Annotated in this window: 22 protein-coding genes; 10 read left to right on the top strand and 12 right to left on the bottom strand. The window is 70.0% G+C overall.

Annotated elements, in window-relative coordinates; translation table 11 throughout:
* The first annotated feature begins 196 nt into the window (after positions 1-196).
* Positions 197-1,414, top strand: coding sequence for an ATP-grasp domain-containing protein (locus IPK71_15005; protein MBK8215046.1), 1,218 nt, complete (start codon positions 197-199; stop codon positions 1,412-1,414).
* A 9-nt stretch (positions 1,415-1,423) separates the two neighbouring features.
* Here the strand turns inward: IPK71_15005 and IPK71_15000 are convergent, their stop codons facing one another.
* The 8 genes from IPK71_15000 to IPK71_14965 all read right to left on the bottom strand — a co-directional run bounded on the left by IPK71_15000 (position 1,424) and on the right by IPK71_14965 (position 8,894).
* Positions 1,424-2,569 (bottom strand): YncE family protein, encoded by a 1,146-nt coding sequence (locus IPK71_15000; protein ID MBK8215045.1) that lies wholly within the window; start codon positions 2,567-2,569, stop codon positions 1,424-1,426.
* Positions 2,570-2,717: 148 nt separating this feature from the next.
* A complete protein-coding gene (locus IPK71_14995; protein ID MBK8215044.1) occupies positions 2,718-3,374 on the bottom strand; it encodes a lytic transglycosylase domain-containing protein in 657 nt (218 codons plus the stop codon).
* 38 nt (positions 3,375-3,412) lie between these two features.
* Positions 3,413-3,898 carry a hypothetical protein gene (locus IPK71_14990; GenBank protein ID MBK8215043.1) on the bottom strand — a complete coding sequence of 162 codons (486 nt, stop codon included), beginning with the start codon at positions 3,896-3,898 and terminating at the stop codon, positions 3,413-3,415.
* Between the two features lie 114 nt (positions 3,899-4,012).
* Positions 4,013-4,846: a CPBP family intramembrane metalloprotease gene (locus IPK71_14985; protein MBK8215042.1), complete on the bottom strand. Its 834-nt coding sequence runs from the start codon at positions 4,844-4,846 to the stop codon at positions 4,013-4,015.
* Between the two features lie 130 nt (positions 4,847-4,976).
* On the bottom strand, positions 4,977-6,416 hold the full coding sequence (locus tag IPK71_14980) for a glutamate--tRNA ligase (GenBank protein MBK8215041.1): 1,440 nt from the start codon (positions 6,414-6,416) through the stop codon (positions 4,977-4,979).
* Between the two features lie 57 nt (positions 6,417-6,473).
* On the bottom strand, positions 6,474-7,415 hold the full coding sequence (locus tag IPK71_14975) for an ADP-ribosylglycohydrolase family protein (protein MBK8215040.1): 942 nt from the start codon (positions 7,413-7,415) through the stop codon (positions 6,474-6,476).
* A 106-nt stretch (positions 7,416-7,521) separates the two neighbouring features.
* On the bottom strand, positions 7,522-8,043 hold the full coding sequence (locus tag IPK71_14970; GenBank protein MBK8215039.1) for a serine/threonine protein kinase: 522 nt from the start codon (positions 8,041-8,043) through the stop codon (positions 7,522-7,524).
* On the bottom strand, positions 8,040-8,894 hold the full coding sequence (locus IPK71_14965) for a DUF4349 domain-containing protein (GenBank protein ID MBK8215038.1): 855 nt from the start codon (positions 8,892-8,894) through the stop codon (positions 8,040-8,042). The genes IPK71_14970 and IPK71_14965 overlap by 4 nt, the downstream gene beginning before the upstream one ends.
* Before the next feature lie 188 nt (positions 8,895-9,082).
* On the opposite strand from IPK71_14965, the gene IPK71_14960 reads away from it, so the two are divergent.
* Together IPK71_14960 and IPK71_14955 are read left to right on the top strand one after the other, a co-directional pair.
* Positions 9,083-9,475 (top strand): hypothetical protein, encoded by a 393-nt coding sequence (locus IPK71_14960; GenBank protein ID MBK8215037.1) that lies wholly within the window; start codon positions 9,083-9,085, stop codon positions 9,473-9,475.
* 82 nt (positions 9,476-9,557) lie between these two features.
* Positions 9,558-10,061, top strand: coding sequence for a DUF2505 family protein (locus tag IPK71_14955; protein ID MBK8215036.1), 504 nt, complete (start codon positions 9,558-9,560; stop codon positions 10,059-10,061).
* An 84-nt stretch (positions 10,062-10,145) separates the two neighbouring features.
* Here the strand turns inward: IPK71_14955 and IPK71_14950 are convergent, their stop codons facing one another.
* Complete coding sequence (locus tag IPK71_14950) at positions 10,146-11,120, bottom strand: hypothetical protein (protein ID MBK8215035.1); 975 nt, start codon at positions 11,118-11,120, stop codon at positions 10,146-10,148.
* A 301-nt stretch (positions 11,121-11,421) separates the two neighbouring features.
* Between IPK71_14950 and IPK71_14945 the strand changes: the two genes are divergently transcribed.
* From IPK71_14945 to IPK71_14935, 3 genes are read left to right on the top strand one after another with little or no spacing between them, the layout of a single operon-like run.
* A complete protein-coding gene (locus IPK71_14945) occupies positions 11,422-12,279 on the top strand; it encodes a hypothetical protein (protein ID MBK8215034.1) in 858 nt (285 codons plus the stop codon).
* A 58-nt stretch (positions 12,280-12,337) separates the two neighbouring features.
* Positions 12,338-13,039: a heme exporter protein CcmB gene (locus IPK71_14940; protein ID MBK8215033.1), complete on the top strand. Its 702-nt coding sequence runs from the start codon at positions 12,338-12,340 to the stop codon at positions 13,037-13,039.
* A gap of 23 nt (positions 13,040-13,062) precedes the next feature.
* Positions 13,063-13,674 (top strand): 50S ribosomal protein L11 methyltransferase, encoded by a 612-nt coding sequence (locus IPK71_14935; GenBank protein MBK8215032.1) that lies wholly within the window; start codon positions 13,063-13,065, stop codon positions 13,672-13,674.
* Between the two features lie 26 nt (positions 13,675-13,700).
* Here IPK71_14935 and IPK71_14930 read toward each other — a convergent pair whose 3' ends face one another.
* Positions 13,701-14,975 (bottom strand): (2Fe-2S)-binding protein, encoded by a 1,275-nt coding sequence (locus tag IPK71_14930; protein MBK8215031.1) that lies wholly within the window; start codon positions 14,973-14,975, stop codon positions 13,701-13,703.
* A gap of 152 nt (positions 14,976-15,127) precedes the next feature.
* Here IPK71_14930 and IPK71_14925 point away from each other — a divergent pair, with 152 nt between their 5' ends.
* The 3 genes from IPK71_14925 (at position 15,128) to IPK71_14915 (ending at position 17,251) form a co-directional block, all read left to right on the top strand.
* Positions 15,128-15,739: a hypothetical protein gene (locus tag IPK71_14925; GenBank protein ID MBK8215030.1), complete on the top strand. Its 612-nt coding sequence runs from the start codon at positions 15,128-15,130 to the stop codon at positions 15,737-15,739.
* Positions 15,740-15,742: 3 nt separating this feature from the next.
* Positions 15,743-16,306 carry a nicotinate-nicotinamide nucleotide adenylyltransferase gene (locus tag IPK71_14920; GenBank protein MBK8215029.1) on the top strand — a complete coding sequence of 188 codons (564 nt, stop codon included), beginning with the start codon at positions 15,743-15,745 and terminating at the stop codon, positions 16,304-16,306.
* Between the two features lie 99 nt (positions 16,307-16,405).
* Positions 16,406-17,251 (top strand): DUF2520 domain-containing protein, encoded by an 846-nt coding sequence (locus tag IPK71_14915; protein ID MBK8215028.1) that lies wholly within the window; start codon positions 16,406-16,408, stop codon positions 17,249-17,251.
* Between the two features lie 55 nt (positions 17,252-17,306).
* On the opposite strand, the gene IPK71_14910 is transcribed toward IPK71_14915, so the two are convergent.
* A complete protein-coding gene (locus IPK71_14910; protein ID MBK8215027.1) occupies positions 17,307-19,139 on the bottom strand; it encodes a sulfatase in 1,833 nt (610 codons plus the stop codon).
* 93 nt (positions 19,140-19,232) lie between these two features.
* The gene (locus IPK71_14905) at positions 19,233-20,249 is read right to left on the bottom strand and encodes a hypothetical protein (protein MBK8215026.1); all 1,017 of its coding nucleotides are present in this window, start codon (positions 20,247-20,249) and stop codon (positions 19,233-19,235) included.
* A gap of 555 nt (positions 20,250-20,804) precedes the next feature.
* Here IPK71_14905 and IPK71_14900 point away from each other — a divergent pair.
* Positions 20,805-24,308 (top strand): sigma 54-interacting transcriptional regulator, encoded by a 3,504-nt coding sequence (locus tag IPK71_14900; protein MBK8215025.1) that lies wholly within the window; start codon positions 20,805-20,807, stop codon positions 24,306-24,308.

The following is a 24,308-nucleotide window of genomic DNA, read 5'->3' as shown; positions in this document are numbered from 1 at the left end:
CCAGGCGCCCCGATCGTGCCGAAGAAGGAGCTCGGCTTTGGGGGCCAGGCGGAGCGCGTCCGGCCCGCGCCGAAGGACCTCGACGGCCCGATCACGCGCCGTGCCGCCGGCGCACCCGGGACACGACCTCGCGAGCCCCTCGTTCCCTCGGGCGAAGGGCTTCGCCTGGCCGACGCGCGCATGCTACCCAGGGCAGGTGCGCGTCGTCTTCTTGTCTCCGAGCTACCCCGCCGAAATGGTGCATTTTACACGCGGTCTCGCCGAGGTCGGCGTGGAGGTGCTCGGCGTGGGGGACACCCACAAAGACGCGCTCCCCTCGACCGTGCGGCGCGACCTCTCGGCGTACCTGCAGGTGCCGCGCATCCTCGACGAGGGCGACGTCATGGAGCGCGTCTCGGGGTGGCTCCGAGGCAAGACGATCGACCGCGTGCTGACGAACTGGGAGCCCTTGGTGATGCTCGCCGCACGCCTCCGCGAACGGTGGGGCGTGCCGGGCATGTCAGTCGACACGGCCCGAGGCTTCCGCGACAAGGAGCTGATGAAGGAGCGTGTGCGCGCGGCGGGCCTGCGGGTCCCCAAGTCGCGGCGCGCGCGCACCGCCCGTGACGTCTGGGCCGCCGTCGAGGAGATCGGCTTCCCCATGATCGTGAAGCCCATCGCGGGCGCGGGCTCGGCCGACACCTACCGGCTCGACTCCCGCGCGGACGTCGAGGCCGTGCTGCCGCGCATCGGCCACCTCGTCGAGGCCATCTGCGAGGAGTTCGTCGAGGGCGACGAGCTCACCTACGACACCGTGACGCTCGCGGGGAAGCCCGTCTTCGAGAACGTCATCTCGTACGTGCCGAAGCCGCTCGACGCGCGAAATCACGAGTGGATAAGCCCCGCGGCGATCACGCACCGCGACCTCTCCCACCCGCGCGTCACGCCGGGCATCGAGCTCGGCCGCGCGGTGCTCACCGCCCTCGGCATGGACTCCGGATTTTCGCACATGGAGTGGTTCTCCACCCCGCGCGGCGAGGCCGTCTTCGGCGAGGTCGCGTGTCGCCCCGGCGGCGCCGGTCTCGTCGACCTCATGAACTACTCCTGCGACATCGACCTCTACCGCGAGTGGGCGAGGGTCGTGTGCTGGGGCCACTTCGAGGCGCGCACGCCCAAGAAGTACTCGGTGGGTGTAGTCTACAAGCGAGCCCACGGCCACGGCACGATCCACAAGATCGAGGGCCTCGCCGAGTGGCTGCGCGCGTGCGGGCCCTGCGTCGTCGAAGAGAAGCTCCTCCGGCCCGGCGAGCCTCGCCGCGACTGGACGCAGAGCCAAGTCGCCGACGGTCAGCTCGTCGTCCGCCACCCCGACTTCGACGAGACCCTGCGCATGTGCAGGGCCGCGGCCTCGGGCGTCCGGCTCTACGCGCGCTGATACGCGCGACTACTTGCGCGGCGCGGGCTTCCGCGGAGCTCTCGCCTCGCGCACCACGTGAGCGACCTTCTGCACGGGCTTCTCCTCGGCCGATGGCGCCTTCGGAGCTTCTGCCTTCGGCGTCTCCTCGTCCTTCTTCGACTCGACCTTGGCCACCACGGGCGCGTGGGGCTCGGGCTTGAGGCCCACCATGTACACGTGCCCGTCGAGCCACCCGGTGACGTAGGCGTGCCGCCCGTCGGGGGCCACGGCCACGCCGCTCCCGCGCTGCATCCCGGGGATCGTGAACGTCCGCGCCGAGTAGTCGCGCGTGTCGACCACCGAGACGCTGTTCGTCTCGACGCCATAGTCGGCCGTGTACACGTAGCGCCCGTCGCGCGACACTTCGAGGCTCTTCGGCGCGCTCCCCACGCCGACCTTGTGGGTCACGTCCATCGTGGCCACGTCGTACGCGTGGACCTGGCTCGCCATGTAACACGAGACGTAGAGGGTCTTCTCGTCGGGCGAGAGCGCGAGGTGGCGCGGGATCGTGCACGCCTTCACGCGCGTGCGCTGCGAGAGATCGTGCCCTTTGAACACGTCGATGCTCGCACCGTTGAAGTTCGCCACGTAGAGCACGCCCGCGCGGCTCATGGCCATGCCGCGGGGCTGCTGCCCGGTCTGCAGCGTGCGGACCACCGTCGCCGAGCCCGTGTCGATCTGCGTCACCGAGTGGCTCGCCCAGTTCGCGACGAAGAGGTTTTTGCCGTCGGGCGAGAGCACGAGGATCTTCGGGTGCGTGTCGGTCTTCACCTCGTGCGTGATGCGCTTCGAGGCGACGTCGACGAAGGCGACCGAGCTCCGCCCGAAGTTCGAGACGTAGAGCGTCTTCCCGTCGGCCGAGAGCACGCTCTCGACCACGTTGCCGGGCAGGTCGATGCGCCCCTTGTTCTTGAGGGTCTGCGCGTCGAGGATCGTGACGTTGTTCTTGTCCTTCTGGCCGAAGTTCGTCACGTACACGGTGCTGCCGTCGGGCGACAGCGCCGCCCCTTTGGGCATCGAGCCCGCCTCGGCTTTGTGCAAGAGCTCCACGGGCGGCGGCTTGGCGAGGGCCGAGCCCGCGTGGGCGAGCGGTGCGAGGACGAGGGCGAACGCGGCGAGACGGCTCGTTTTCATCACGACCCGAGTGTAAGTATCGCACCTACATGGGCCAAAATTCCCGGCACGTTTCCTCGGGCGACGACGCGCGCATCGTCGCGCACGCGCACGGACGCACGCGCGCGCACCACCTCGAGCGGCTCGCGATCGCCCCGCGCGCGCAGGCTCAGTCGAGCGGGCCGATGCTCGCTTCGACCGCGTCGGGCGTGGCGCGGTAACGCCGGTAGTACTTGGTGACCTTCACCACGTACTCGCGCGTCTGCTGGTAGGGCGGGATCCCCTGGTGGCGCATCACGGCCTCTTCGCCCGCGTTGTAGGCGGCCACGGTGAGCGAGAGATCGCCGTTGAACGTGTTCGCGAGGATGCGCAGGTACCGCACGCCTCCGAAGATGTTCTCGCGCGGGTCGTTGATGTCGCGGACCTGCAGGCGATCGGCCGTGTCGGGCATGAGCTGCATGAGCCCACGCGCGCCGGCGTAGCTCACCGCGCGCGGGTCGTAGTCGCTCTCGACCTTGATGACCGCGCGAACGAGCGGCTCGGGGATTTGGTAGAGCGTCGCCGCCTGCCGGATCCACTCGTCGAAGCGCGTGTAGCGCGAGAGGTCCTTGTCTTGGGGGGCGAACGGGGTCACGCCCGGGCGCGGCGACGTGGCGTTGTTGGCCGTGCTCTTCAGATAGAGCTTCGCCTTCGGGTCGGGCCGGGTCGTGAAGTGGACGACGCCGTTCGCGTCGGTGAACTGGTAGATGTCGGCCGAGGCGACGGCCGGCACGACGAGGCATGCCGAGACGAAGAACGCCGTGCGTAGCGCGCGCAGCCGGTGCATGAACGAAAGCGTGCCGGAATCGGCGCCCTTGCGCAACTTCACGCCGGCTCCGCGGGCTCGGTCGGCGCCTTCGGGAGGGCCGCGAGCAGGTGCTCGATGGCGCGCGCCTTGGGCCGTGTCCGCGCCTTCTTCTCGTAGATGCGCACGAGCTCCCCGAGCAGGTGGTAGGCGACGGCGCGGTGCTCCGGGCCGAGCGGCTCGGCGCCGAGCCTCCGCCACGCGAGGGCCTCGAGCTCGCGTGGGCTACGGGCGAGGGCCTCCGAGGCGCGCTTCGCGACCTCGAGCGACGTGGGCGAGAGCCGGAGCGCGCGCGAGAAGCACGCGGCCGCCTTACGCCCACCACCGAGCGCGCGCGCGTACCCCTCCCCGGCCTCGATCAGGATCGTGATGCGGGCAGCGTCGTCCTTCGCGGCCTCGAGGCCACGCACGGCCGGCTCGGCCTCCTCCTCGGACAAAGCTGGGCGCATCCTCCACACGAGGATGAGGACGAACGCGACGGCGACGACGAGCACTCGGTAGTCCAAAGCGGCTCCTCTTTACTCCACACGCGCCGAAGCTCGAACATTCCTGGCAACGCCACGCCTCGACGGCGCGCGCTCCGGCCGAACATTCATCAATCCCTTCGGGCACTTACAGCATCAAGGCGCGATGAGCTGCGTGGGCAGCGCGTGCCGGTGCGCGAGCGAGAGCCAGTCCATGAGGGCCGCCACCGTGATGTGCACGAGGAACCCTTGGTAGATGCTCTTCGTGCGCATCGAGAGCGAACCGAGCGCGATGCCCGCGACCACCGCGCCCACCGCCTCGAGGTAGGGCTTGCCGTAGTGGATCATGCAGTAGGGCACGGCCATCGCGAAGATGGCGCCCGAGCCGAGGCTCCTCCGGAGCGCGCCGAGCCAGAACCCGCGAAAGAACATCTCGAGCGCGAAGAACTGTGCAAAGTACATACTTTCCCAGACGAGGAAGTCGTACCAGCTCCGCGAGGACCCCTTGTAAAACGGGTAGTACGCGCCGAAATCAGGCTGGTTCGCGACGACGAGCATCGCGGGCAGCACCACCGCCAAGAAGAGCACGTAGATCCACGCGTGCGAGAAGAAGCCCTTCGTGCGGAGGCCGAAGTCGAGGAGCGAGTCCTTCGGGTAGAGGGCCTTCCACACCGGGAACGGGACGAGCACGTACCCCGTGATGCGCGTGACGGCCCACCACGTGTACCCGTAGAGGTCGTCGTACTTGTGGAACGAGAGGGCGCCGGCGTGGGCCGCGTCGTACTTCTCGAGGACGGGGCGCGCGTAGAGGAGGTACGCCGAGCGGCCCCCGTAGTACTCCTGCATCGTCAGGATGAGCGCGCACATGACGAGCGCCACGAACGGGCGATAGTCGGTTTTTCCGCGGGCGAGCAGCTCCCCGCGGTGCCTGTGGGCGTCCTCGTCGAGCTCGCGCCACGTGTCCCGGAAGAAGAGCCACATGAGCGGCATGAGCGCGCTCAAGATGGGGATCGGCAAGAACGGCTTGGCCGACTCGAGGAAGGCCGAGAACGGATTCCCGGGCTTCGCGACGATGGGCTCGAGGAAGGTCAACACGCGCGGCGCTCTCCCGGGCTCGGGGTCACGCGCGGCTCTTGCAGATGTCGGCCCCGGCCACGAGGCGCGCCACGGAGGCCTTCTTGCCGAGCAGCTCCATCACCTCGTAGAGCCCCGGGCTCGCCGAGCGACCCGTGAGGGCGACCCGCGCCGGCTGGGCGACGTTCTTGATCTCGAGGCCCTTCTCCGTGAGGAAGGCCTGCATCGCCGCCTCGATGGCCACCTTGTCGAAAGGCGAGACGGCCTCGATCGCGCTCGCGAGCCCTCGAAGCACGGGCTCGGCCTCTTTGACGAGCAGCTTCGTCGAGGCCTTCTCGTCCATCACGGGCGCCTCGCGGAAGAAGTAGTCCATGGCCTCGGCGGCCTCGAGGAACGTGCGCGCGCGCTCGCGGATCATGCCGAGGGCCTTCGCGACGACCGCGGCGTCCGGGACGAGCCCCCGAGCGACGAGGAACGGGCGGACCCCGTCGACGTAGGCCTCGTCGGACGTGAGCGCGGGGCTCTTCAGGTGCTCGTGCGAGATCGCGAGGAACTTCTTGTCGTCGAACTTTCCGTCGGGGCGCCCGCAGTGCTCCCAGTCGAACGCCTCGACGAGCTGCGCCTTGGAGAACACCTCTTGATCGCCGTGCGACCAGCCGAAGCGCACGAGGTAGTTCAGCACCGCGTCGGGCGTGTAGCCCTTGTCGCGGTACTCGAAGACGCCCACCGCGCCGTCGCGCTTCGAGAGCTTCGCGCCCTTCTGGTTCAGCATCATCGGGAGGTGCGCGAACTCGGGCGGGGCCTTGCCGAGCGCCTCGTAGAGCAGGATCTGCGGGGGCGTGTTCACCATGTGATCGCGCCCGCGCGCCACGAGCGTGATGCCCATGGTGACGTCGTCGACCACGGCGCCGAAGTTGTAGAGGGGCACCCCGTCCGACCGGAGCAGCACGAAATCTTGCTGGGCGGAGTTCGGGGTCGTGACCTCGCCGAAGACCTTGTCGACGTACGTGACGCTGCCCTCCGAGGGGACCTTCAACCGCACGACGTACTTCTCGCCGGGCCGCTCGGGCTGATCGCGCCACTCGCGCGGGTAGCGGAACTCGGCCTTCGGGTCCTTCTCTTTGAGGGCGTTTCGCGCGGCCTCGAGCTCTTCACGGGTTTTGTAGCACCGGAAGGCCTTGCCCTCGGCGATGAGCCGCTCCGCGTACTCCTTGTAGAGTGCAAGCCTCTCCATTTGGGTGTACGGGCCGTGCGCGCCGCCCACCTCGGGCCCCTCGTCCCAGTCGATCCCGAGCCAGCGGAGCGAGTCGAGGATGACCTGGCGGCTCGCGGGCGTGGAGCGCTCCTGATCCGTGTCCTCGATGCGCAGGACGAACGCGCCGCCCGTCTTACGGGCCCAGAGCCAGTTGAAGAGCGCGGTGCGCACGCCTCCGATGTGGAGGTAGCCGGTTGGAGACGGAGCGAAACGGACGCGGGGCTTTCCCATCGGGCGCATCCCTAACAGAGCGCCGCACGCCGGTAAACGTTCGGACGAAACCGAGGCCTAGGTCGCGCGTACCCGGGCGAGCAGGCGGTCGAGGAGGGGCCTATAGACGCGCTCGCCCGCGAGGGCCTCACGAAACCGTGCCGGTATGCCTTGCACGCCGTGACGGATGCCCGCGATCCCCCCGGCCACGCACGCGGTGGTGTCCGTGTCGTGCCCGAGCGCCACGGCCGCCTTGACCACGGCCTCGAACGACGGCTCGCGGAGGACGTCACGCGAGGATCGGAGGGTGTCGATCACGTACCCGCTCCCTCCCCCGGGGCTCTCGTCCTCCGGACGGAGGTGAAATTCGAGCACCTCGAGGCGCTCCGCCGAGTCGGCGTACATGCGGCGAAGGTCGGCGGCCGCACGCGCGAAGCCGTCCGTGTGGCCCGAGAGCTCGTGCCTCGCCCAGACGCAGTAGAACGCGCACGACACACGAGAGCGCCAATGACCGTGCGTGGGCAGGCTCTGACGCTCGGCCAACGTGACGAGCTCCTCGAGGGGCCCGTCGTGGAAGAGCGCGAGGGGCAGCACGCGCATGAGCGACCCGTTGCCGTTCTCGCGCTCGGCGGAGGGGCCCGAGACCTCGGGGCTCGCGCCACCCAAGATGGCGCGGAAGGCCCGCGACGTCTGCACGCCGACGTCGAACACGCGCCCGTCCGCGGTGTACGCGCCCTCCTCGAACCAGGCGAGCATACGCCGCGCGAAATCGTCGAGGTCGAGCGCGCCGCACGTGAGGAGCGAGTCGAGGAGCGCGAGCGCGAGGGCCCCGTCGTCGGACCAGGTGCCGGCCGGCACGCCGCGGTGGGCGCGAGGAAAGCCCTGTGGAGGCACCATCTCGAGCGCCTCGCGGGGCGGCAGATTCTCCGGCCGATGAAACTCGTACGGGACACCGAGGGCGTCGCCCACGAGGAGCCCCAAGAGACCGCCTTCGACCCGTTCCGCGTGTGTGAGGCTCATGATGAAACCTCTAGCACCCAAGAAAAGGTTGTCGAGACTTTATACAGGGTCGGCGGGACAGGCTCGGTGGGACGACGTAGCGCTCGCCGCCCCACCTCCCATGATTTCACCAGCGGTTGCAGGTGCGGGACGCGAGCACGGGCGAGACGATCGTGTCGCACTTCACCTTGACGCTCTTCATCGTCCACTCGACCGAGGCCTGGCTCCGCTCGAAGAGATCCTTCGGCGCGCCGGCCTCCACGATGAAGAGCTTGCCCTGCGCCGTGTAGACGGTGACCCAGTAAATGTAGGGCTTTCCGTCCTCGTCGTGGGCGAGCTCGAGGCGCTTGCCGGGCGTACCGTCCCGTGAGGTCACGTCGACCGTACGCACGAGCGCGTAGCCCGAGACGTCGCGCATCTGGAGGACGATCGACTTGGTCCAGAACCCCACGTCGGCGCGGTCCTCGTCTTCCATGACACGCACCGCGACGACCACGCCCTCGGGGCTCGTGGCTCGATAGGCGTACCCCTCGTTCCCCTGCCCCTCGAGCTCGACGAACCCCGGGGCCGTCGCCACCTTGAAGGGCCTGCCACACGCGGCCGCCGAGAGGGCGAGCGCCAAGATCCATACGAAGTGCAAGGCTCTCATGGCTTCTCCTCCTCGAGTCGCAGCAGGTTCACGAGCCCGAGCTGACCCAGCCACGGGAACGGGAGGCGGACCTTCTGCGCCCCCGAGAGCGCGGCGCCGCGCCCCTCGAACACCACGGTGATCGTCGAGTAGGCGATCTTGTCTTTCAGGAGCTTGAGCTTCCCCTCCATGAGCTCGAGCTCCTCGGTCACGCGGGCGAGCTCCTTCTCGATGTCGAGGGCCTCTTTCACCGCGGCCTTCTCGAGGAGCTGCTTCAAGCGCGTCTGCATGGCTCGCGCGTTTTTGATGCGGATCTCGAGGTCCGTGTACTGGTCGGTCACGTCCTCGGCGGTGACGTCGCGGTGGAGCACGTCGCCGACCTTCTCGATGGCGCCGAGGGCGTCCTCGAAGCGCTCGCGCGGCACCCGAACCGTGATGCGGTTGTCGCCTCGGATGGCCAAGAAGCCGCCCTTCTCTTTGGCGATGCGCTCGACGGCCGTGAGGTTCGGCTGCACCTGGTAGACGGCCATCGTGAGCGTGGCCGTGTAGACGATCATCGACGCGTCACGCGCGCCGGGGGCGGCCGCCACTTCGGCCTTCTTGTCGGCGCCGGGGGCCTTCGTCTCGGGGGAGGGCGGCGGAGGTGGGGGCGGCGGAGGTACCGGGGCACCTTGGGGAGCCTCGGCGTTGCCGGCCACGCGCTGGTCGGACTCTTCTGCGGGTGCGGGCATCGACCCGGCGAGTGCGACGTCCCCCCGAGGTCGCGCGGCGGGCGCCGATCGGGTCGGCCTCGCCTCGGCGGCGGCCATTCCGCAGCCGCTCTGGAACGCGACGAGCGCCCCCAAGACGGCCATCCATGTGTGCGTGCGCATGGTCTTCCTTTCGACGGGACTACGAGAAAAAGCGAAAGACGAGGCGTCCCGTGCGCGCCTCGAGCCCGAAAACGCGCGCACCGCGGCCGACCTTACACGACTCTTCGGCCTTGCGACCCACACCCTGCTGGGCTAGAGGACAGGCCCTCATTTGCCGCGCAAGTTACCTTGCGCACCCCGGAGATCCCATGAAAAGCCCCCTCGCGACCGTCAAAGAGAAGTTCGGCGACAAAGAGAAGCTCGTGGCCGCCCTCGAGAAGCTCACCGGTGAGAGCCTCTGGCTCGGCCGCACCAACGCCGACAAGGGCCTCGCCCACGTCTCGAACGCGAAGCTCCTCCGCCTCCACGCCGTCTTCACCGAGGTCAAAGAGAAGTTCGGCACGCGCGAGAAGCTCGTGACCGCGATCCTCGAGACCGAGAAGCGCACGAAGGACGCCGGCTTCAAGGCGCGCCTCGAGGCGTGGCCCGTCCCCCGCCTCTACGACCACTACAAGGCCGCCGCCAAGCGCGCCAAGGCCGCTCCGGCCAAGCCCGCCGCGAAGAAGGCCGAGAAGCCCGCCGCCAAGCCGGCGAAGAAGTAAGTCACCCTGCGGTTCGCCGCGGGTCGAGCGGGCGGTCGCCTTCGGGTGGCCGCCCGTCGCCTTTTTCGAGTATGGAGGAGCCATGGCCGAGACCACCATCGTCGACGAGTTCGAGTGCACCGAGGAGACCTACTGGACGAAGTGCCACTTCGATCCGGAGTACAACCGCAGGCTCTACCTCGAGCAGCTCAAGTTCCCCGGCTGGAAGCTCCTCGAGACCAAGACCGACGGCGACAAGACCACCCGCCGCGTGCACCTCGATCCGCCCGTCGGCAACCTGCCCGGGCCCGTGAAGAAGCTCATCGGCGACAGCTTCAGCTACACCGAGGTCGGCACGTACGACAAAAAGACGGGCCGCTACACCTTCACCATCACGCCCAGCACCATGGCCGACAAGACCAAGACCGAGGGCGAGATCTGGTGCGAGAGCATCGGCGAGAAGAAGATCAAACGCTACGCGCGCATCCGCGTGGACGTGAAGATCATGATGGTCGGCGGCCTCGTCGAGGACAAGGTCATGGGCGACCTCAAGGCCTCGTACGCTTCGGCCGCGCCGTTCACCGGTGCGTTCGTCAAGGCGCTCTGAGCCACACCCGAAGACGACGGAGGCCCGCCCGGTCACTCGCCGGCGCGGGCCTCACGTGTATTTTGCACAGACGTGCGCGGCGCCTCAGAACGAGCGCGCGAAGACCGTGAATTCGCTGGTGGCCGGCATGGGGACGTCGTTCGCCGCGTTGCGGAAGGTCGGCGTGCGGAGGAACCCGTCTTTGCGGACGGGGCTCGACACGTCTTGCGTGACCTTGGTGCGTGCGTTCGACACGATGAGCGGGATGCCCACGGCCGTGAGGGCCGCGCCCGCGATCATGAGGATACCGCCGGTGACCTTGAGGCCGCTGCCGTCCCCGGATGTGCTGAAGCCCGACGACGACGAGTAGACGAGGCTGCTCTGCGCGGCGCCCACGAGGTACACGAGCGAGCCCGTGAGCAGCGTGAGCGGACCGAGCACGGTCATCACGATACCGCCCGCGAACGCGCCCCTCCGCCCGGGGTTCACGTCCAGGCTCACGGCCTGACCGGCCGAGCCGGAGAGCTTGAACGGGCGCGAGTCCTTCATCCCGTCGCCCGTGATGCGGTACATGCGGTCGAGCGGAAGCACCTTGTTGCAGGGCGAGTTGCAGACCGGGGAGAACGCGTTCGTCTCCTTGCGGTCCTGCATCTCGAGGACCGCATCGCTGTCGCCTTCCATGTGCACGAGCACCGACTCTTCGAGCGCGGCCTGCGGAGCCGCCTGCGCGCCGGTCTGCCCCTGCACCACGACGACCTGCTGCTGCGGTTGCGGCTGCACGACGACCACGGGGGGCGGGAGCGCCGCCGCCGGCTGGTTCTCCGCGACGACCTTCCCGTCGTGGGTGGCCTTGCGCATGAAGCTCCACTGGTACGTCTTGCTCTCGCCGTTCACGAGCACCGTCACGCGGTTGTTCGGGATGAACTCGGAGAACGTGCCCGTGACGACGGTTCCGTCCTGGAGGGTGAGCTGGTCGGGCCCGGCCTTGGCGGGATCGGCCGCAGAAGCCAGCCCTGGGAGCGCCAACGAAGCGACTACGAGACCGAGACCCACCGCACGACGAGCTGCCGACATCGACATGAAAGACCTCCGAGGGCCGCGGGCCGAGCCGCGCGGCGTTTCCGGCGGAGCCCTCCCTCGAGCCACGCCGTGACGTCCGCATTATGCAGCCATCGTGCCGGAGCCATGGCGCCAATTTCGTCGAGAAATGCCGCACACACACCGTCACCGCGAGGCCCACCTGTGAACACGGGGCAACGGCCCACGGTCGTGGCGATCGGAGGATCGCTCGCGGCCCGGGCGCTTTACCCGACTTTACCCCTCGGCCGCGTGCGGCGGAGCCGCCTCGAGCGCAGGGTGTCGGTACCGGAGGTCTCGTTCGATGAAGCTCTTCTCCCGTTTCGCCCTCTCCACGTCGCTCATGGTCTCGTGCGCGCTCCCCCTCTCGCTCGCCGTGACCGGATGCAGCGGCAGCGCCGCCCCCACGGCCCAGACGGCCCAGGCCACGAGCCGCGCGCCCGTCGGCAAGGGCACGCACGGCTTCGTAAAGCTCGCCGGAGACGCCCTCGGGGACGTCGATCTGAGGCCCGACCAACGCGCCGAGATCGAGAAGCTCGCGCAAGAAGCCGAGGCCCGCCACGCGCCGCTCCGAACCGAGCTTCGCGCCGTCATGCTCGACATCGCCGACCAGATCGAGCGCGGATCCATCGACAAGGCCGCGCTCCGTCAGAAGCTCGACGCCGCGCTCGCCAAGGTGGACGCGGGCCGCCCCGCCGACGAGGCCGCCCTCGCGACGTTGCACGGCCTGCTCGACGACGGGCAGCGGGTAGCGTTCGCGGACGCCCTCGAGGCGCGAGGGAAGGCCAAGATGGAGGCGCACCGCGAGAGGCACCCGCTCCTCACGCTCGCCAAAGAGCTCGACCTCACGTCCGAACAACGGGACACCGTGAAAGAGGCGTTTCGAGCCGCGTTCGAGGACGCACGCGAGCACGGGCGCGGGGCGCACGAGGGACACGGCCGGCGCGGCAAGGCGTTCCTCGAGGCCTTCAAAAAACCGGCGTTCGACCCGAAGGCGGTCGGCCCCGAAGGTCCGCTCGCGGCCCGCGCGAAGGCCAAGGAAGACGCCGCCTTCACCGTGGCCGACAAGGTCCTCCCCGTGCTCTCCGAGGCCCAACGAAAGACCCTCGCCCGCACCATCCGCGCGCGCGCCAACGCCGAGGAGCCGTCCGAGGCGCTCTGAGGCCCGAGTACGAAGCGACCTCGCCGGGGGCTCGTGTGCATGGTACACACGGGCCCCCGTGGTCCTTCCGAAGCGTGAGATCCCAGGCTTCTTCGCGAGCGCACTCGCCATCCTGCGAAAAGACTTGGCGATCGAGCTCCGCACCCGCGAGATCGTGACGACCGGAGGGTTCTTCGCGATCCTCGTCACGGTCATGGCGAGCATCGCCTTCAGCACTGGGCCGAAGACGCAGGTGCGCATCGCGCCCGGGGCGATTTGGCTCCCCATCGCCTTCGCCAGCGTGCTCGCGCTGGGGCGGACCTGGCAGCGGGAGCGGGAAGAGAGCGCGCTCACGGGGCTCCTGGTCTCGCCCGTGTCGAGGCCGGCGATCTTCGTGGGCAAAGGGCTCGGCGTGTTCTTCTTGCTGCTCGCGGTCGAGGCGCTCGTCGTGCCGGTCGTGGCCCTGCTGTTTCACGTCGAGCTCCTTCAGTATCTGTCGAAGATCACGCCGATCTTGCTGCTCGGTACTCTCGGGGTGTCGGCCACGGGGACTCTGTTCGGGGTCATGACGGTGCGCACCTCGGCGCGGGATCTCGTGCTCGCGTCCGTGCTCTTCCCGCTCCTTTCGCCCGTGCTCCTCTCGAGCGTCGCGGGCACGGCGCTCGTCTTCGGCGGAGGCACGTTCGACGAGCTCCGCGACTACCTCTTGCTGCTCGCGGTCTTCGACGTGGTCGCCGTGGCGGGTGGGCTCGCCGTGTTCGGCGCCCTGGTGGACGACTGACGGGGCGCCGACCGCAGCTCGCCATGGAACGTCGCCCACCCGAGGAGATCCTGGTTCCGCCGCGCTTCCGTATCGTCCGCGCCCCGCACAGAGGCGACGGGGGCCCCCTGTGCACGCTCGTCATGAGGCCGAGCCACGCCTTCGGCGACGGCACCCACGAGACGACGAGGACGTGCCTCCAGGCCCTCGCCGCGTTCTGCCCGAAGGGGCCGTTTCGCATGCTCGACGTGGGGAGCGGCACGGGGATCTTGTCCATCGCGGCAGCCAAGCTCGGGGGCACCGCGTACGGCGTCGAGATCGACGAGCAGGCCAACGAGGTCGCGGCGCGCGCCGCCCACGACAACGGGGTCGCGAGCGCGGTGTCCTTCGCGTCGTCGTGGCCCGACGGCGTGTTCGACGTGGTCGTGGCGAACATCCTCCGAGACGTGCTCCTCGCGCTCGCCCCCGCGATCGTCGCGCGCCTCGCGCCGCACGGGCTGCTCATCCTCTCCGGCCTCGTCTCGACCGACGTGCCCGCCATCGTGGCGCGCTACGGACCGAGCTTGCCGCGTCACCGCCTCGACGTGTTCGAGCGTGACGTCTGGCGCACACTCACCTACAGACCGATCCGAGAGACGGGCACCCGATCGGGCTGAGCCTCACCCGCGCGGCGCGCTCGCGCTCAGGACTCCGCGACGCGTTCGGCCTCGGCGCGCACGGCCTCGAGCGTCAGCTCCGTGCCGACCATCTCGCCGACACCGAGGACCCCCGGGGCGATGCGCCCGTCGGCGTCGGCCAGCACCACGTATCCCCGCGCTTCGTGGCGCACCTTGGCGCCCGCCTGCACGGCGAGCTCGTGGCTCGGGCACGGTGGGAAGTCGGTCACGAGCGCGTCGGCGTCGAAGAGGACTCGCTCCCCGTCGCGCATGACGGCCACCTCGGACACCTCCGACGAGCCCACGGAAGCGATGGCCTCGGAGGGGAGTTCGTCGAGCTCGAGCACTTCGGCCCCAGCGGCCCGAGCGCGCGCCGCGAACGACGCGCCGAGGTCGGTGCCTCCGAACGGCCGCGCGAGCACGATCGTGTCTCCCACGAGCACGCCCGAGGCGAGCATGGTCGCCGCGGCACGCGCCGACACCACGCCGGGCACGTCGTTGCCCTCGAACGCCCAGGTGCCGTCGTGGGCGCCGACCGCGAGCACGAACGTGTCGGCCGTCACGACCTCGGCGCGCTCACCGACCACCAGCAGATCGGCGCCGAAAAACGCGCCCGCGCAGGTCTCGAGGGAGACGGTCAGATCACCTGCGCGGACCGCCTCGTTCACCTCTGCGAGCAGCGGCCCGAACGGACCACGATCACGCCCGAACGCGACGGCGACTCCCCCGATCTCGATGCCGTCGTCGATCAGGCGGACCTTTCGACCACGACGCAGGAACGCGAGGGCCGTCGCCATTCCAGAGGGCCCGGACCCGACGACGCACACGTCCTCGTGGCGCCGCGAGGCGGCGGGGAGTGTGCCGGACTCGCCACCGGGCAGCCTCCCGAGGCCCGCCACGCGGCGCGCGAAGGCTTGCATGACCGTCTGCACGCCGGGCACTCCCGCGAAGAGCTCGTGGTGGTTCATGCCCTCGGGGAAGAACCAGTCGGTGACGCGGAGGAGGTCGACCTTGCGTGAGCCGAGGGAGTTCTGCGTGGTGACGTGCATGCCAGCGCGCGCACGTACCCGGCACGTCATGACGTTGGGGGCGTCGTCGACACGAGCGAGGCAACCATCGCACGCGGATCGGAAACACGACGGCCCGCGCGGCCTGTGGAACTTGGGGCTCCGCGCGAGCGAGAGCGCACCGGCCGCGACGAGGGACGCCGCGAGCGGCTCGCCCTCCTCGGCCACGAGCTCACGCCCGTCGAGGGTCACGGTCACCGGGCGGGCAGGGCCGTTCAGACGTCGCGCGGGCACGCCGTGATCCTATCGCCGATTCGTCCGACCTCCGCCGGAAATGTCCCACGTCGGCACCTCGTCGAATCCTCGGGAAACCCGACGACTTGGAGGCGAAGGCACGCGACGTGCTTTACTTCCAGGGCAAGGAACGAAAGACTGACCGAATACGCATGAGAATGGGGCTCCTTGGACCTGCCGACGGAGACGTCGCTGCGCTCGGTCGCGCGGCGGAGTTCCTATTGAACGGTGCCAAGGTTCATCGGGCCGTGTACCTCGGTGTGGACGGCGCGCTCGATCGCGCGGTCGCCGCTTGGGCGCGAAAGCTCGTGGGAGACGATCCGAGCGACGCGGCGGCGTGGACACGCTCGTGCGCCGTCGCGCTCAAAGGGTCGCCGCAAGAGATCGACCGGTTCGTCGCCATCGAGCGCGCGCGCCTCCGGCTGAAGGCCCTCGAGACCTTGCCCGACCGCGCGCGCACCGTCGAGATGATCGGCGATCGTGTCGCCGTGCTCGTGAACGACAAGGCTTCGCTCGACGAAGAGGACATCGCCGGCGCGAACATCATCGTCTTCGGCAAGACGGACGCGCCGCTCGTGAAGCCGATCGGCTCGCGGTGGTTCATCTCACCGGGGCTCGTGGGCGCGAGCGGCAGCGGCCTCGCGGTGATCGACGACGAAAAAGACGACATCGAGGTCTCTCTCTTCGACGGCGCCGGCAAGCTCACCGCCCGTCACGTGCTCACGGTGCAGCGCGCGGCGAAGATGCGCGTCCAAGAGGGCTGAGATTTGGCGAGCGTGGCCGTCTTCGGGGGCAGCTTCAACCCGCCCCACGTGGCCCACGTGCTCGCCTGCGTGCTGGCCAGAAAGACCGGAGGCGTCGACCGGGTGCTGGTCGTTCCCACGTACCGCCACGCGTTCGCGAAGGCCCTCGCGCCCTACGAAAGGCGCCTCGCCATGTGCGAGCTCGCCATGGGAGATCTCCCGGGCGTCGAGATCTCGCGTGCCGAAGAAGAGCTCGGGGGCGAGAGCCGCACGCTGCGCCTCCTCGAGCACCTCGCACGAGCACGTCCCCACGACACGTTTCGCCTGCTCGTCGGCGCCGACATCCTGCTCGAGACCCACAAGTGGCACCGCTGGAGCGACGTCGTCGCGCTCGCGCCGCCGCTCGTGCTCGGTCGCTCCGGGGTCGTGCACCCCGACGCGCCTCCGCCGGTGCTCCCGGAGGTGTCGAGCACGACGATCCGCGAGCTGCTCGAGGCGCGCGGCGCGGGCCCCCGCGACGTGCGGCTCGAAGCGCTGGTGCCACACGCGGTGCTCGAGTACGCCGAGTCGCATGCACTCTACAAGTAGATGGTGGCCCCCGTGCCCCGGGGCGCGGGGGGCCTCGCGCGTGCGACGACGTGCGATTCCTGTTCGCGAACGGCGCGCCGTAAACTAAGGGCCTTTCTCATGCGCACGACGACACGCAAGTCCAAGCTCCGTGTTCACGTCCAGGGCTCGGGGAAGGTGGGCCGAGGGCTGGCGAAGGCGCTCCGCGAGCGGGGCGCCAAGGTGACGCTACGCGCGGCTCGCGACGGGCTCCCTGCCCGCATCGACGCGGACATCGTGGTGCTGGCGGTCCGCGACAAGGACCTCGGGCCCCTCGCCGCGGCCCTCGCGGCCTCGGGCAAGGTCCCGAAGCGCGCCGTGTGCGTCCACGTCGCGGGCTCCCAAGAGGCCGACGTGCTCGCGCCGCTCCGCCCCGTCTGCGCGGGCATCGCGCAGATGCACCCGATGATCGCGTTCGCGTCGCTCGATCACCAGCCATCGCTCGACCGCGGGCAGCTCCACGTGCACGGCGACGAGAGCGCCATGGTGCGCGCGCGCGAGCTCGGGCGCCTGCTCGGAATGAGCGCTCGGACCCTCCCCGAAATGAACAAGGTTCTTTACCATGCGGCGGCGGGGCTCGTGGCGAACGGCGCGGCCGCGCTCGCGGCGCTCGGCGCGGAGCTGCTCGGTGTCGCCGGGGTGCCGCGCGAGGTCGCCCCGAAGATGCTCGGCCCGCTCCTCCGCAGCGTGGCCGAGAACGTCGAGGCGCTCGGCTTCCCCGAGGCGCTGACGGGGCCGATCCGCCGAGGCGACGCGGCCACCCTGCGTCGTCAGGGTCTTTTGTTGCGGGATCGCCTCCCCGCCCTCCTGCCTTTCTACGTCGAGAGCGGTCGCGCGCAGCTCCCCCTCGCGCGCGCCATCGGCGACGCCCCCGCTGCGTCCTTCGACGAGGTCGAGCAGGCGCTCGACGAGTTCTCCCGAGGCTGAGCCCACGCCCCGACCCGTGGTGTCGAGGTCCGCTTCGGGGACCCACGCTCGCTGGCTATTTCGCCTCGAGCGCCCTCAGCTTGGCGGCGAGGTCGGCGGTGGTCGTGTCGACGAAGTCCTTCGTGTGGCCGGTCCGAGCGAGGTTCGCGGGGGAGAGCCGGAGGAGGTTGTCGACCTCGAACGGATCCTTCTCGAGATCGTAGAGCTCGCGCTCGGGGCTGCCGTCGTGCACGCGGAGCTTGGTGCGCGCGTCGTCGGCGTAGTGCTCGATGTATTTCCACTTCTTGGTCCGCACCGCGGCGTGGGTGTCGGGGCGGCCGGCCGTGCCCGGGCCCCAGCACTCCGAGAGGACCTCCGTGCGCGGCCACGGCCCTTTGGCGCTCCCGTCCACGAGCCCCGCGAAGCTCAAACCGTCGACCTTTTCGGGCACGCTCGCGCCGGCCCACGCGGCGAACGTCGGCGCGAGGTCCACGTTCATCGTGAAGTCGTCGACCGTGCGTGGCCCGCCCGCCGCGCGCGGATCCACGACGACGAGCGGCACGCGGATGCACTCCTCGTAAGCGCAGTTCTTGTGGGTGTGCCAGTGCTCGCCCCAGGCGAAGCCGTTGTCGCCCGTGTAGACGATGACCGTCTCGTCGGCGACGCCGAGCTCCCCGAGCACCTTGAGGATCTCCTCGACCGCATCCTCGGTCGCGAGCACGCTGGCGAGCTGCATGTGCCGCACGCGGTCGAGGCGGTCCTCGGCGGTACGCTTCGACTTGGACTCCTGGATCCACTGCGGCTTGTCGGTCATGTCGGCCTCGAGATAGCTCGGGGGGCGCCCCTTCCAGTCGAAGAGCGCGCAGCTCGATAGTCGGTCGAGGGCCTCTTTCGAGAAGCTCGCCTCCTCGGGATCGGGCTGGTACCGCGCCGGAGACAAGAACGGGCCATGTGGGGCCTTCGGCGCGAAGTGGGCAATCCAGGGTTTCCCCTCCTGGGTCACCTTACGAATGAACCCGATCACCTGATCGCGGAGGACGTCGGTGGAGTAGTTCTCCTTGCCATTCCGGACGACCTCGTCGGCGACCCCTTTGCACTTGCGCTCCTTCTTCTTGCCCTTTTTCTTTCCTTTGGCGTTCTCCTCGCTGTCGCTCTTCTCGGCCGCGGAGCCCGTACCCTTGTGATTTCCCTTACGATCGCGGTCCTCCTCGGCCTCGTTCGAGAGGTAGCAGCGGCGCGTCGCTTTGGTCTCGCCGAGGCCTCGCTCCATGAGATCGAAGTCGAAGTACTCGGCATGCGAGAAGGCCCGCCACTCGTCCCAGTGGGGCGGGATGTGCATGGGCTCGGTCTCGAGGATCTTGTCGTAGGCATTCAAGTACTTGCCGAAGTACCCGGTTCGATACCCCTTCTGCTGGAGCCATCCGGCGAACGTCTTCGCTTCGTTGCCATTCTTCCGGAAGTCGATGGCCCCCGGCGATTTGCTGCCGTCCTCGTCTTCGATGTCTCCGTTCGAGAGCACCCCGTGGTTGTGGGCGTATTTGCCGGTCAAGATGGACGATCGTCCCGGGCAGCAGAGCGGGGTCGAGGCGAAGTTGTTCTTGAACGTCGTTCCGCGCGCGAGCAGCTTGCCGAGCTTCGGCATGCACGCGAGCGTGTCGGCGCGCTGATCGTCGGCCAACACGAAGAGGATGTTCGGGCGAGCCTTGCCGTCGGGCCGCCCCTTGCCGGTCACGGCGACCGAGCCGCTGCCGCTCGGAGCAGCAGCGGCGATGGCGCTCGGCTCCCCGGGCGCCTCGGTCTTCCCACCTTTTCCCCCCTTGCCACCGCCGACCTTGTCCGCGCCGCCGTTGCCATTGCAGGAGAAGACGACCGCCACGAGAAGCAGCCCCAACGAGCTCCAACGCCCCATACGTCGAAGCTACACGAAGTCGGCCTTCGCGGACGGACGACCGCCGCCCACCCGACCCCGACCCCGACCGCGCACGCGCGGATGTCGTGCACGTCAGGGGAGAATGCCCGAGAAGGTCGCGGAGAAGCTCGCGTTCGGCAGGGGCGCGCCGTTCGTGCGCATGAGCGCGCCGGACGCCGTGAGTCGAACCGCGCGGGTGACGGGATCCCACGAGTTGATGAGCACCGTCGGGCGCGAGCCCGTGGCCTCGCTCCACGTGTACACCCCGGTGGTCGAGTTGACCCTAACGAGCCCTGCCACCTGGCTCCCCTGCACGATCGCGCCCGCCGAGGACCAGCTGATGCTGAGGGTGGCCCCGGTCTTGCGCCCCGTCACGACGTAGTAGCCACCCGACAAGCTCGCCGTGCCGGTCCATCCCCCGTTGGTCGCGTGAACGACCGGGCCTGCGGCCGAGCCCGAGGTGACGCGGCCGTCGAAGGACGTGCATTGGTAGTTCGTGGCCGAGCTCGAGACCTGCCCCATCGCGCACGGGACGCACGCGGCGGCGGACGTCGACCCGGCGGCCGCGGTCGACGAGTTGTCGGGGCAGGCCGTGCACGACGAGCTCCCTGCGACGTCGCTGTAGCGGCCACGAGGGCACGGGGGACAGGTAGCCCCGGTGATGAACGTGCCGGGTGGACAAAGCGGCGCGCACACCCCCAACGTACAGACGTTCGGCGCGGCGCAATCCGCGTTCGCGCCGCAGCGCTCTCCCAGCGCGCAGAGCCTCGCGGCGGTAGCGCCACACCCAGCCGCACCGTCCGCGGCATCGACGAGCGAGGCATCCGTCGTCGCGTCCGGTGCACCATCGGGCCGGGTCGCGTCGACGGCGGCGTCGGGTACGGCCGCGTCGGGCACGGTCGCGTCGGGCACCTCCTCGGGCACGGCCGTGTCGGGCACCTCCTCGGGCACGGCCGTGTCGGGCACCTCCTCGGGCAGCGTCGCATCCGGTGTGCTCGCATCGGGCAGGGCCGCCGCGTCCCCCGCGGAGCCCGCCGGATCCGAGGCGCAAGCAACGAGGGCCGAGACCACGGAGCCGACTGCAACGAGCGCGCGGGCGAGCTTCTTCATGGATCCACGGTAGCGGGTGCGCTCGCTCGGCGAACAGATCGAATCGCGTGTCACATCGAGAAGGATCGGCTCCGGGGTGGCCACGGCGCTTATCACCCTCGCGATCGCGGGCCACCGTGCGACACGGGCGCCTTCCCACGGACCGCGAGAGGGCGCGGGCGTCGCACCGACGCACACATGCAGTCTACATCTATCATCAACGGCGCGCCGGAGTGGTAGCTCCGCTGATGGGGAGGAAAAGAACGCGCGGGCGTCGTGACGAGGAGGTCGGTCGACCCGAGCACCACGGCCTGGCCCGCGGCCCCCCGCGAGGAGGGCACCCGAGCGTTCGACCGGCTCTCCCACACCTGAACACACGCTCCGATCCGTGCGTCGTGCGGACGCGCCGGGGCGTGAGGATTTGCACGGCGGCGCGCTTCGCCCGGCATTCCACGAAGAATCGTGCCCCTCCCGAGTGGCACGGGCTGTGCTGGGCGGAGGGCATGGCGACGTTCACGCACACGAGCTCGGCCGCGGCGGGTTGCCGACCGGAGAGGGTGGGCTAAGGTGGCGCAAGTGGCTTTGTCGGCAGTGAGCGCAGCACCGGTGTCCCTCGCGGGGCACACGGCACGGGGGTTCGTCGAGCTCGACGACCGCGTGGCGAGCCTCGCGCCTGGCGTGCTGGTCGTCCGTGCTCCAGCCTCGAGCGTGCGCGCGGTGCTCGAGCACCTGGCTCGCCGTGTCGAGCAGGCTGGCGCGCGCGCGTGCGTGTGCGCAGGTGGAGTGGGCGCCCCCGCGTTCCACCTCGCCGCGTCCGAGCTCGGCGCCAAGAAGGCGTTCGACGCCCAAACCCTCGCCGAAGAGCTCGTCGCGGCCGCGGCCCGCTCGCGCCACGTGCTCCTCGCCCCCCTCCCCGACGAGGGCACCTGGGATCGCGCCGTGGCGACCGAGCTGCTCTCGACCCCGCGCAGCGCGCTCATCGTGCTCGTCGCGGGAGGAGAGGCCTCGCTGCCGGGTGCGGAGCCGTTCGAGGTGCGCGCCACCTTCGACGAGCCCGAGCGGCATCGTTTTCTCTCCGTCGCCCTCGAGCACGGCGTCCGCGCGCGCGGCGAGGCCTCGGTCGACGACCTCGCGCGCTCCGCGGCGCGCATCGCTACCCCGGAGCGGTCGGTCGATCGCACGGCGGACGAGGCTCGCGTGCTCGGCGCGCTCGCCCTCGTCGGGAGGCCCTTCCCGGAGGCGCTCCTGCCCTCGCTCGTCGACACGGACGGCCCCCTCGCGGCGGCGGTCACTTCGCTCGTGGCCGACGGCGCGCTCGTACGCCGTGACGGCGCGATCGCGCTGGCGCGACCCGAGGCGCCCGAAGGTGACGGCGCGAAGGTCGCTTCGGCGCTCCTCGCCCACTTCCCGAGAGACGGTTGGGCGGTCGGCCACGCGGCCGAGCTGCTCGTCGCGATCGATCCCGCGCGCGCCGACGCCGTGCACGCCGAGGCGCTCTCGATGCTCGCGGATCCTGCGGCAAAACAAGAGGTTCGGCGGCGCTGGGCGAAGCTCGTCGCAGGCGACCCGGCCCTCTTGCTCCGCGCCGCGTCGCGTGCCCTCGACGCCGACGCGTTCGACGAGGCCCGGACGTGGGCGGAAGCGTGCGCACGCGCGGGGATCACGTCTGCCTCGGTGTACCTCGTGCTCGGGCGCGCGCTCATGGGCCTCGGAGATCTCACGGGCGCCAAGGTGGCCCTCGAGACTGCGCGCTCCCGCGAAGCCACCTCCCCCGAGCTCCGGCCGGCCATCGCGGTGGAGCTCGCCGAGCTCGCGTTCGCGAAGGGCATGTTCGACACGACCCGCGCCGAGGCCGAGCTCGCCCGCTCGGGCGACGCGAAGGTCGCGCTCCGCGCGAGCAACTTGCTCGGAAAGATCCGCCTCGCCGAAGGCAAATGGGACGAGGCCGACGCGCACTTCGCGGGCGACGCCATGGCGGCCAACGCGGCGGGCCTCGCACGTGAGGCGCTGCGAGCGCGCATGAACCGGGCGATCGCCATCCTTTCGAAGGGGCTGCTCGACGAGGCCGAGCTCATGTTGCGGGCCATCTTGGCCGACGCCGAGCGCGCCGAGGACCAGTTCGCCTGCGCCTACACCCTGACGAACCTCGCGGTCGTCGCGTGGACCCGCCACGACTACGGCACCGCCCTCGACTGCCTCGAGCGCACCTTCGCACGCCGGCGCGCCCTCGGCTCGCCCGCCACGATCCGCCACACCGTCGCGAGCCTCGCGGAGCTCCGCTTGCGCCTCGGTTTGTTCGACCACGCCGCCCACACGGTCGCCTTCGGCCGGCGCGCACCCATGAGCCCCGCCGACGCGGCGCAGTTCGCCATCGTCGCCGCGCGTATCTCCCTCGCCAAGGCCGACTCGGTCGGCGCGCGACGCGAGGTCGAGGCCGCCATCGCCGACGCGACCGCCGCGGCCGACAAAGAGCTCGTGGGCGAGGCCTACCGCGTCGCCGCGCGCATCTCCCTCGACGAGGGCGACGTCGCCGCGTGCCGCGCGCACCTGGCCGAGCCCTCGGCCCCCGGGACGACCGGGCGCGCCAAGGCCGAGCACGGCCTCCTCGGAGCGCTCGCCGCACGCGCCGCCGGGGCAGCCGACCTCGAGCTCGCCCGAGCCGCCCTCCGCCACGCTCGCGAGGCTGGCGACGAAGAAATCCTTTGTGAAATCCTGCACTTGATGGCGCTGACCCATCGCGACGCGGGGGACGTGACCGCCGCACGTGGGTTCTGCGAGCAGGCCGCCCAGATTCGCGCTCGTGTGGCCGACGGGCTCCGCATCGACGTGCGCGGCGCCTTCCTCGCGAAGGCCGAAGGCATCGCGCTCACGCGCCTTCAGACGGCGCTCACCGAGGCCCCCTCCGAGGTCGACGTCGAGCCCTCGCCTCGCACCGAGCGCTCCCCTCGCGAGAAGGCCCCCGAGTCCCAGCGCGAGATCGTCGGAGACGATCCGCAGATTCGCGCGCTCGTCGCGTCGATCAAGAAGGTCGCCCGATCGAGCGCCACCGTGCTCGTGCGCGGCGAGAGCGGCACCGGCAAAGAGCTCGTCGCCGAGGCGCTCCACCGGGCGAGCGACAGGGCCCAAGGTCCTCTCGTCTCGGTGAACTGCGCGGCGCTCGTCGAGACGCTGCTCTTGTCCGAGCTCTTCGGGCACGAGAAGGGCGCGTTCACCGGCGCCGGCTCGCGTCGTCGCGGACGCTTCGAGATGGCCGAGGGCGGCACGCTCTTCCTCGACGAAATCGGAGACATCTCGCCACGCACCCAGGTCGCCCTGCTCCGCGTGCTCCAAGAGAAGACCTTCGAGCGTGTCGGCGGAACCACGCCCGTGCGCGCGAACGTGCGCATCGTGTGTGCCACGCACCGCGACCTCCGCGCGATGGTCGAGCGCGGCGAGTTCCGCGAGGATCTCTACTACCGCTTGCGCGGCATCCAGCTCGAGGTCCCCGCGCTCCGCCAGCGCCCCGGTGACATCGGCAAGATCGCCGACTCGCTGCTCGCCCGCATCGCGCAAGAGCGCTCCGAGACGCCGAAGCGCCTCACCGATGCCGCCCTCGAGCTCCTTCGGGCGCACAGGTGGCCGGGCAACATCCGCGAGCTCGAGAACGCACTCCGCGCGGCGTCGCTCTTCACCGAAGGCGAGCTCATCGACGCCGCCGAGCTCGTCGACAACGTCGAGGACCTCCGCGCCGTGGCCCAGGCCGTCCCCGCCCCACTCTCGCTCCGATCGAGCGTGATGCCGCCGGCGCCCCCGAGCCTCGAGTCAGTGCCCCAGATCACGCACACCGACGACGAAGACGACGCCCCGCTCCCCACGGGAGAGGCCAACGCCACGGCGATCGCCTACGAACAGGTGCGCCAGGGGCAGGTGTCGCTCTTCGACATCAAGCGCCAGATCGAGCGCGATTGCATCGCACGCGCTCTCTCGGAGACCAAAGGCAACATCACCAAGGCCGCCGCGCTCCTCGGCATGAAGCGCCCGCGCCTCTCGCAGCTCGTCAAGCAGTATGGCCTCGCGGCCACGTCCACGGAGGGACTGTAA

The sequence above is a fragment of the Myxococcales bacterium genome, assembly GCA_016712525.1.
Classification (GTDB): domain Bacteria; phylum Myxococcota_A; class Polyangia; order Polyangiales; family Polyangiaceae; genus JAAFHV01.
The sequence above is the reverse complement of the archived record's forward strand: the minus strand, read 5'-3'. Positions and strand labels throughout refer to the sequence as shown.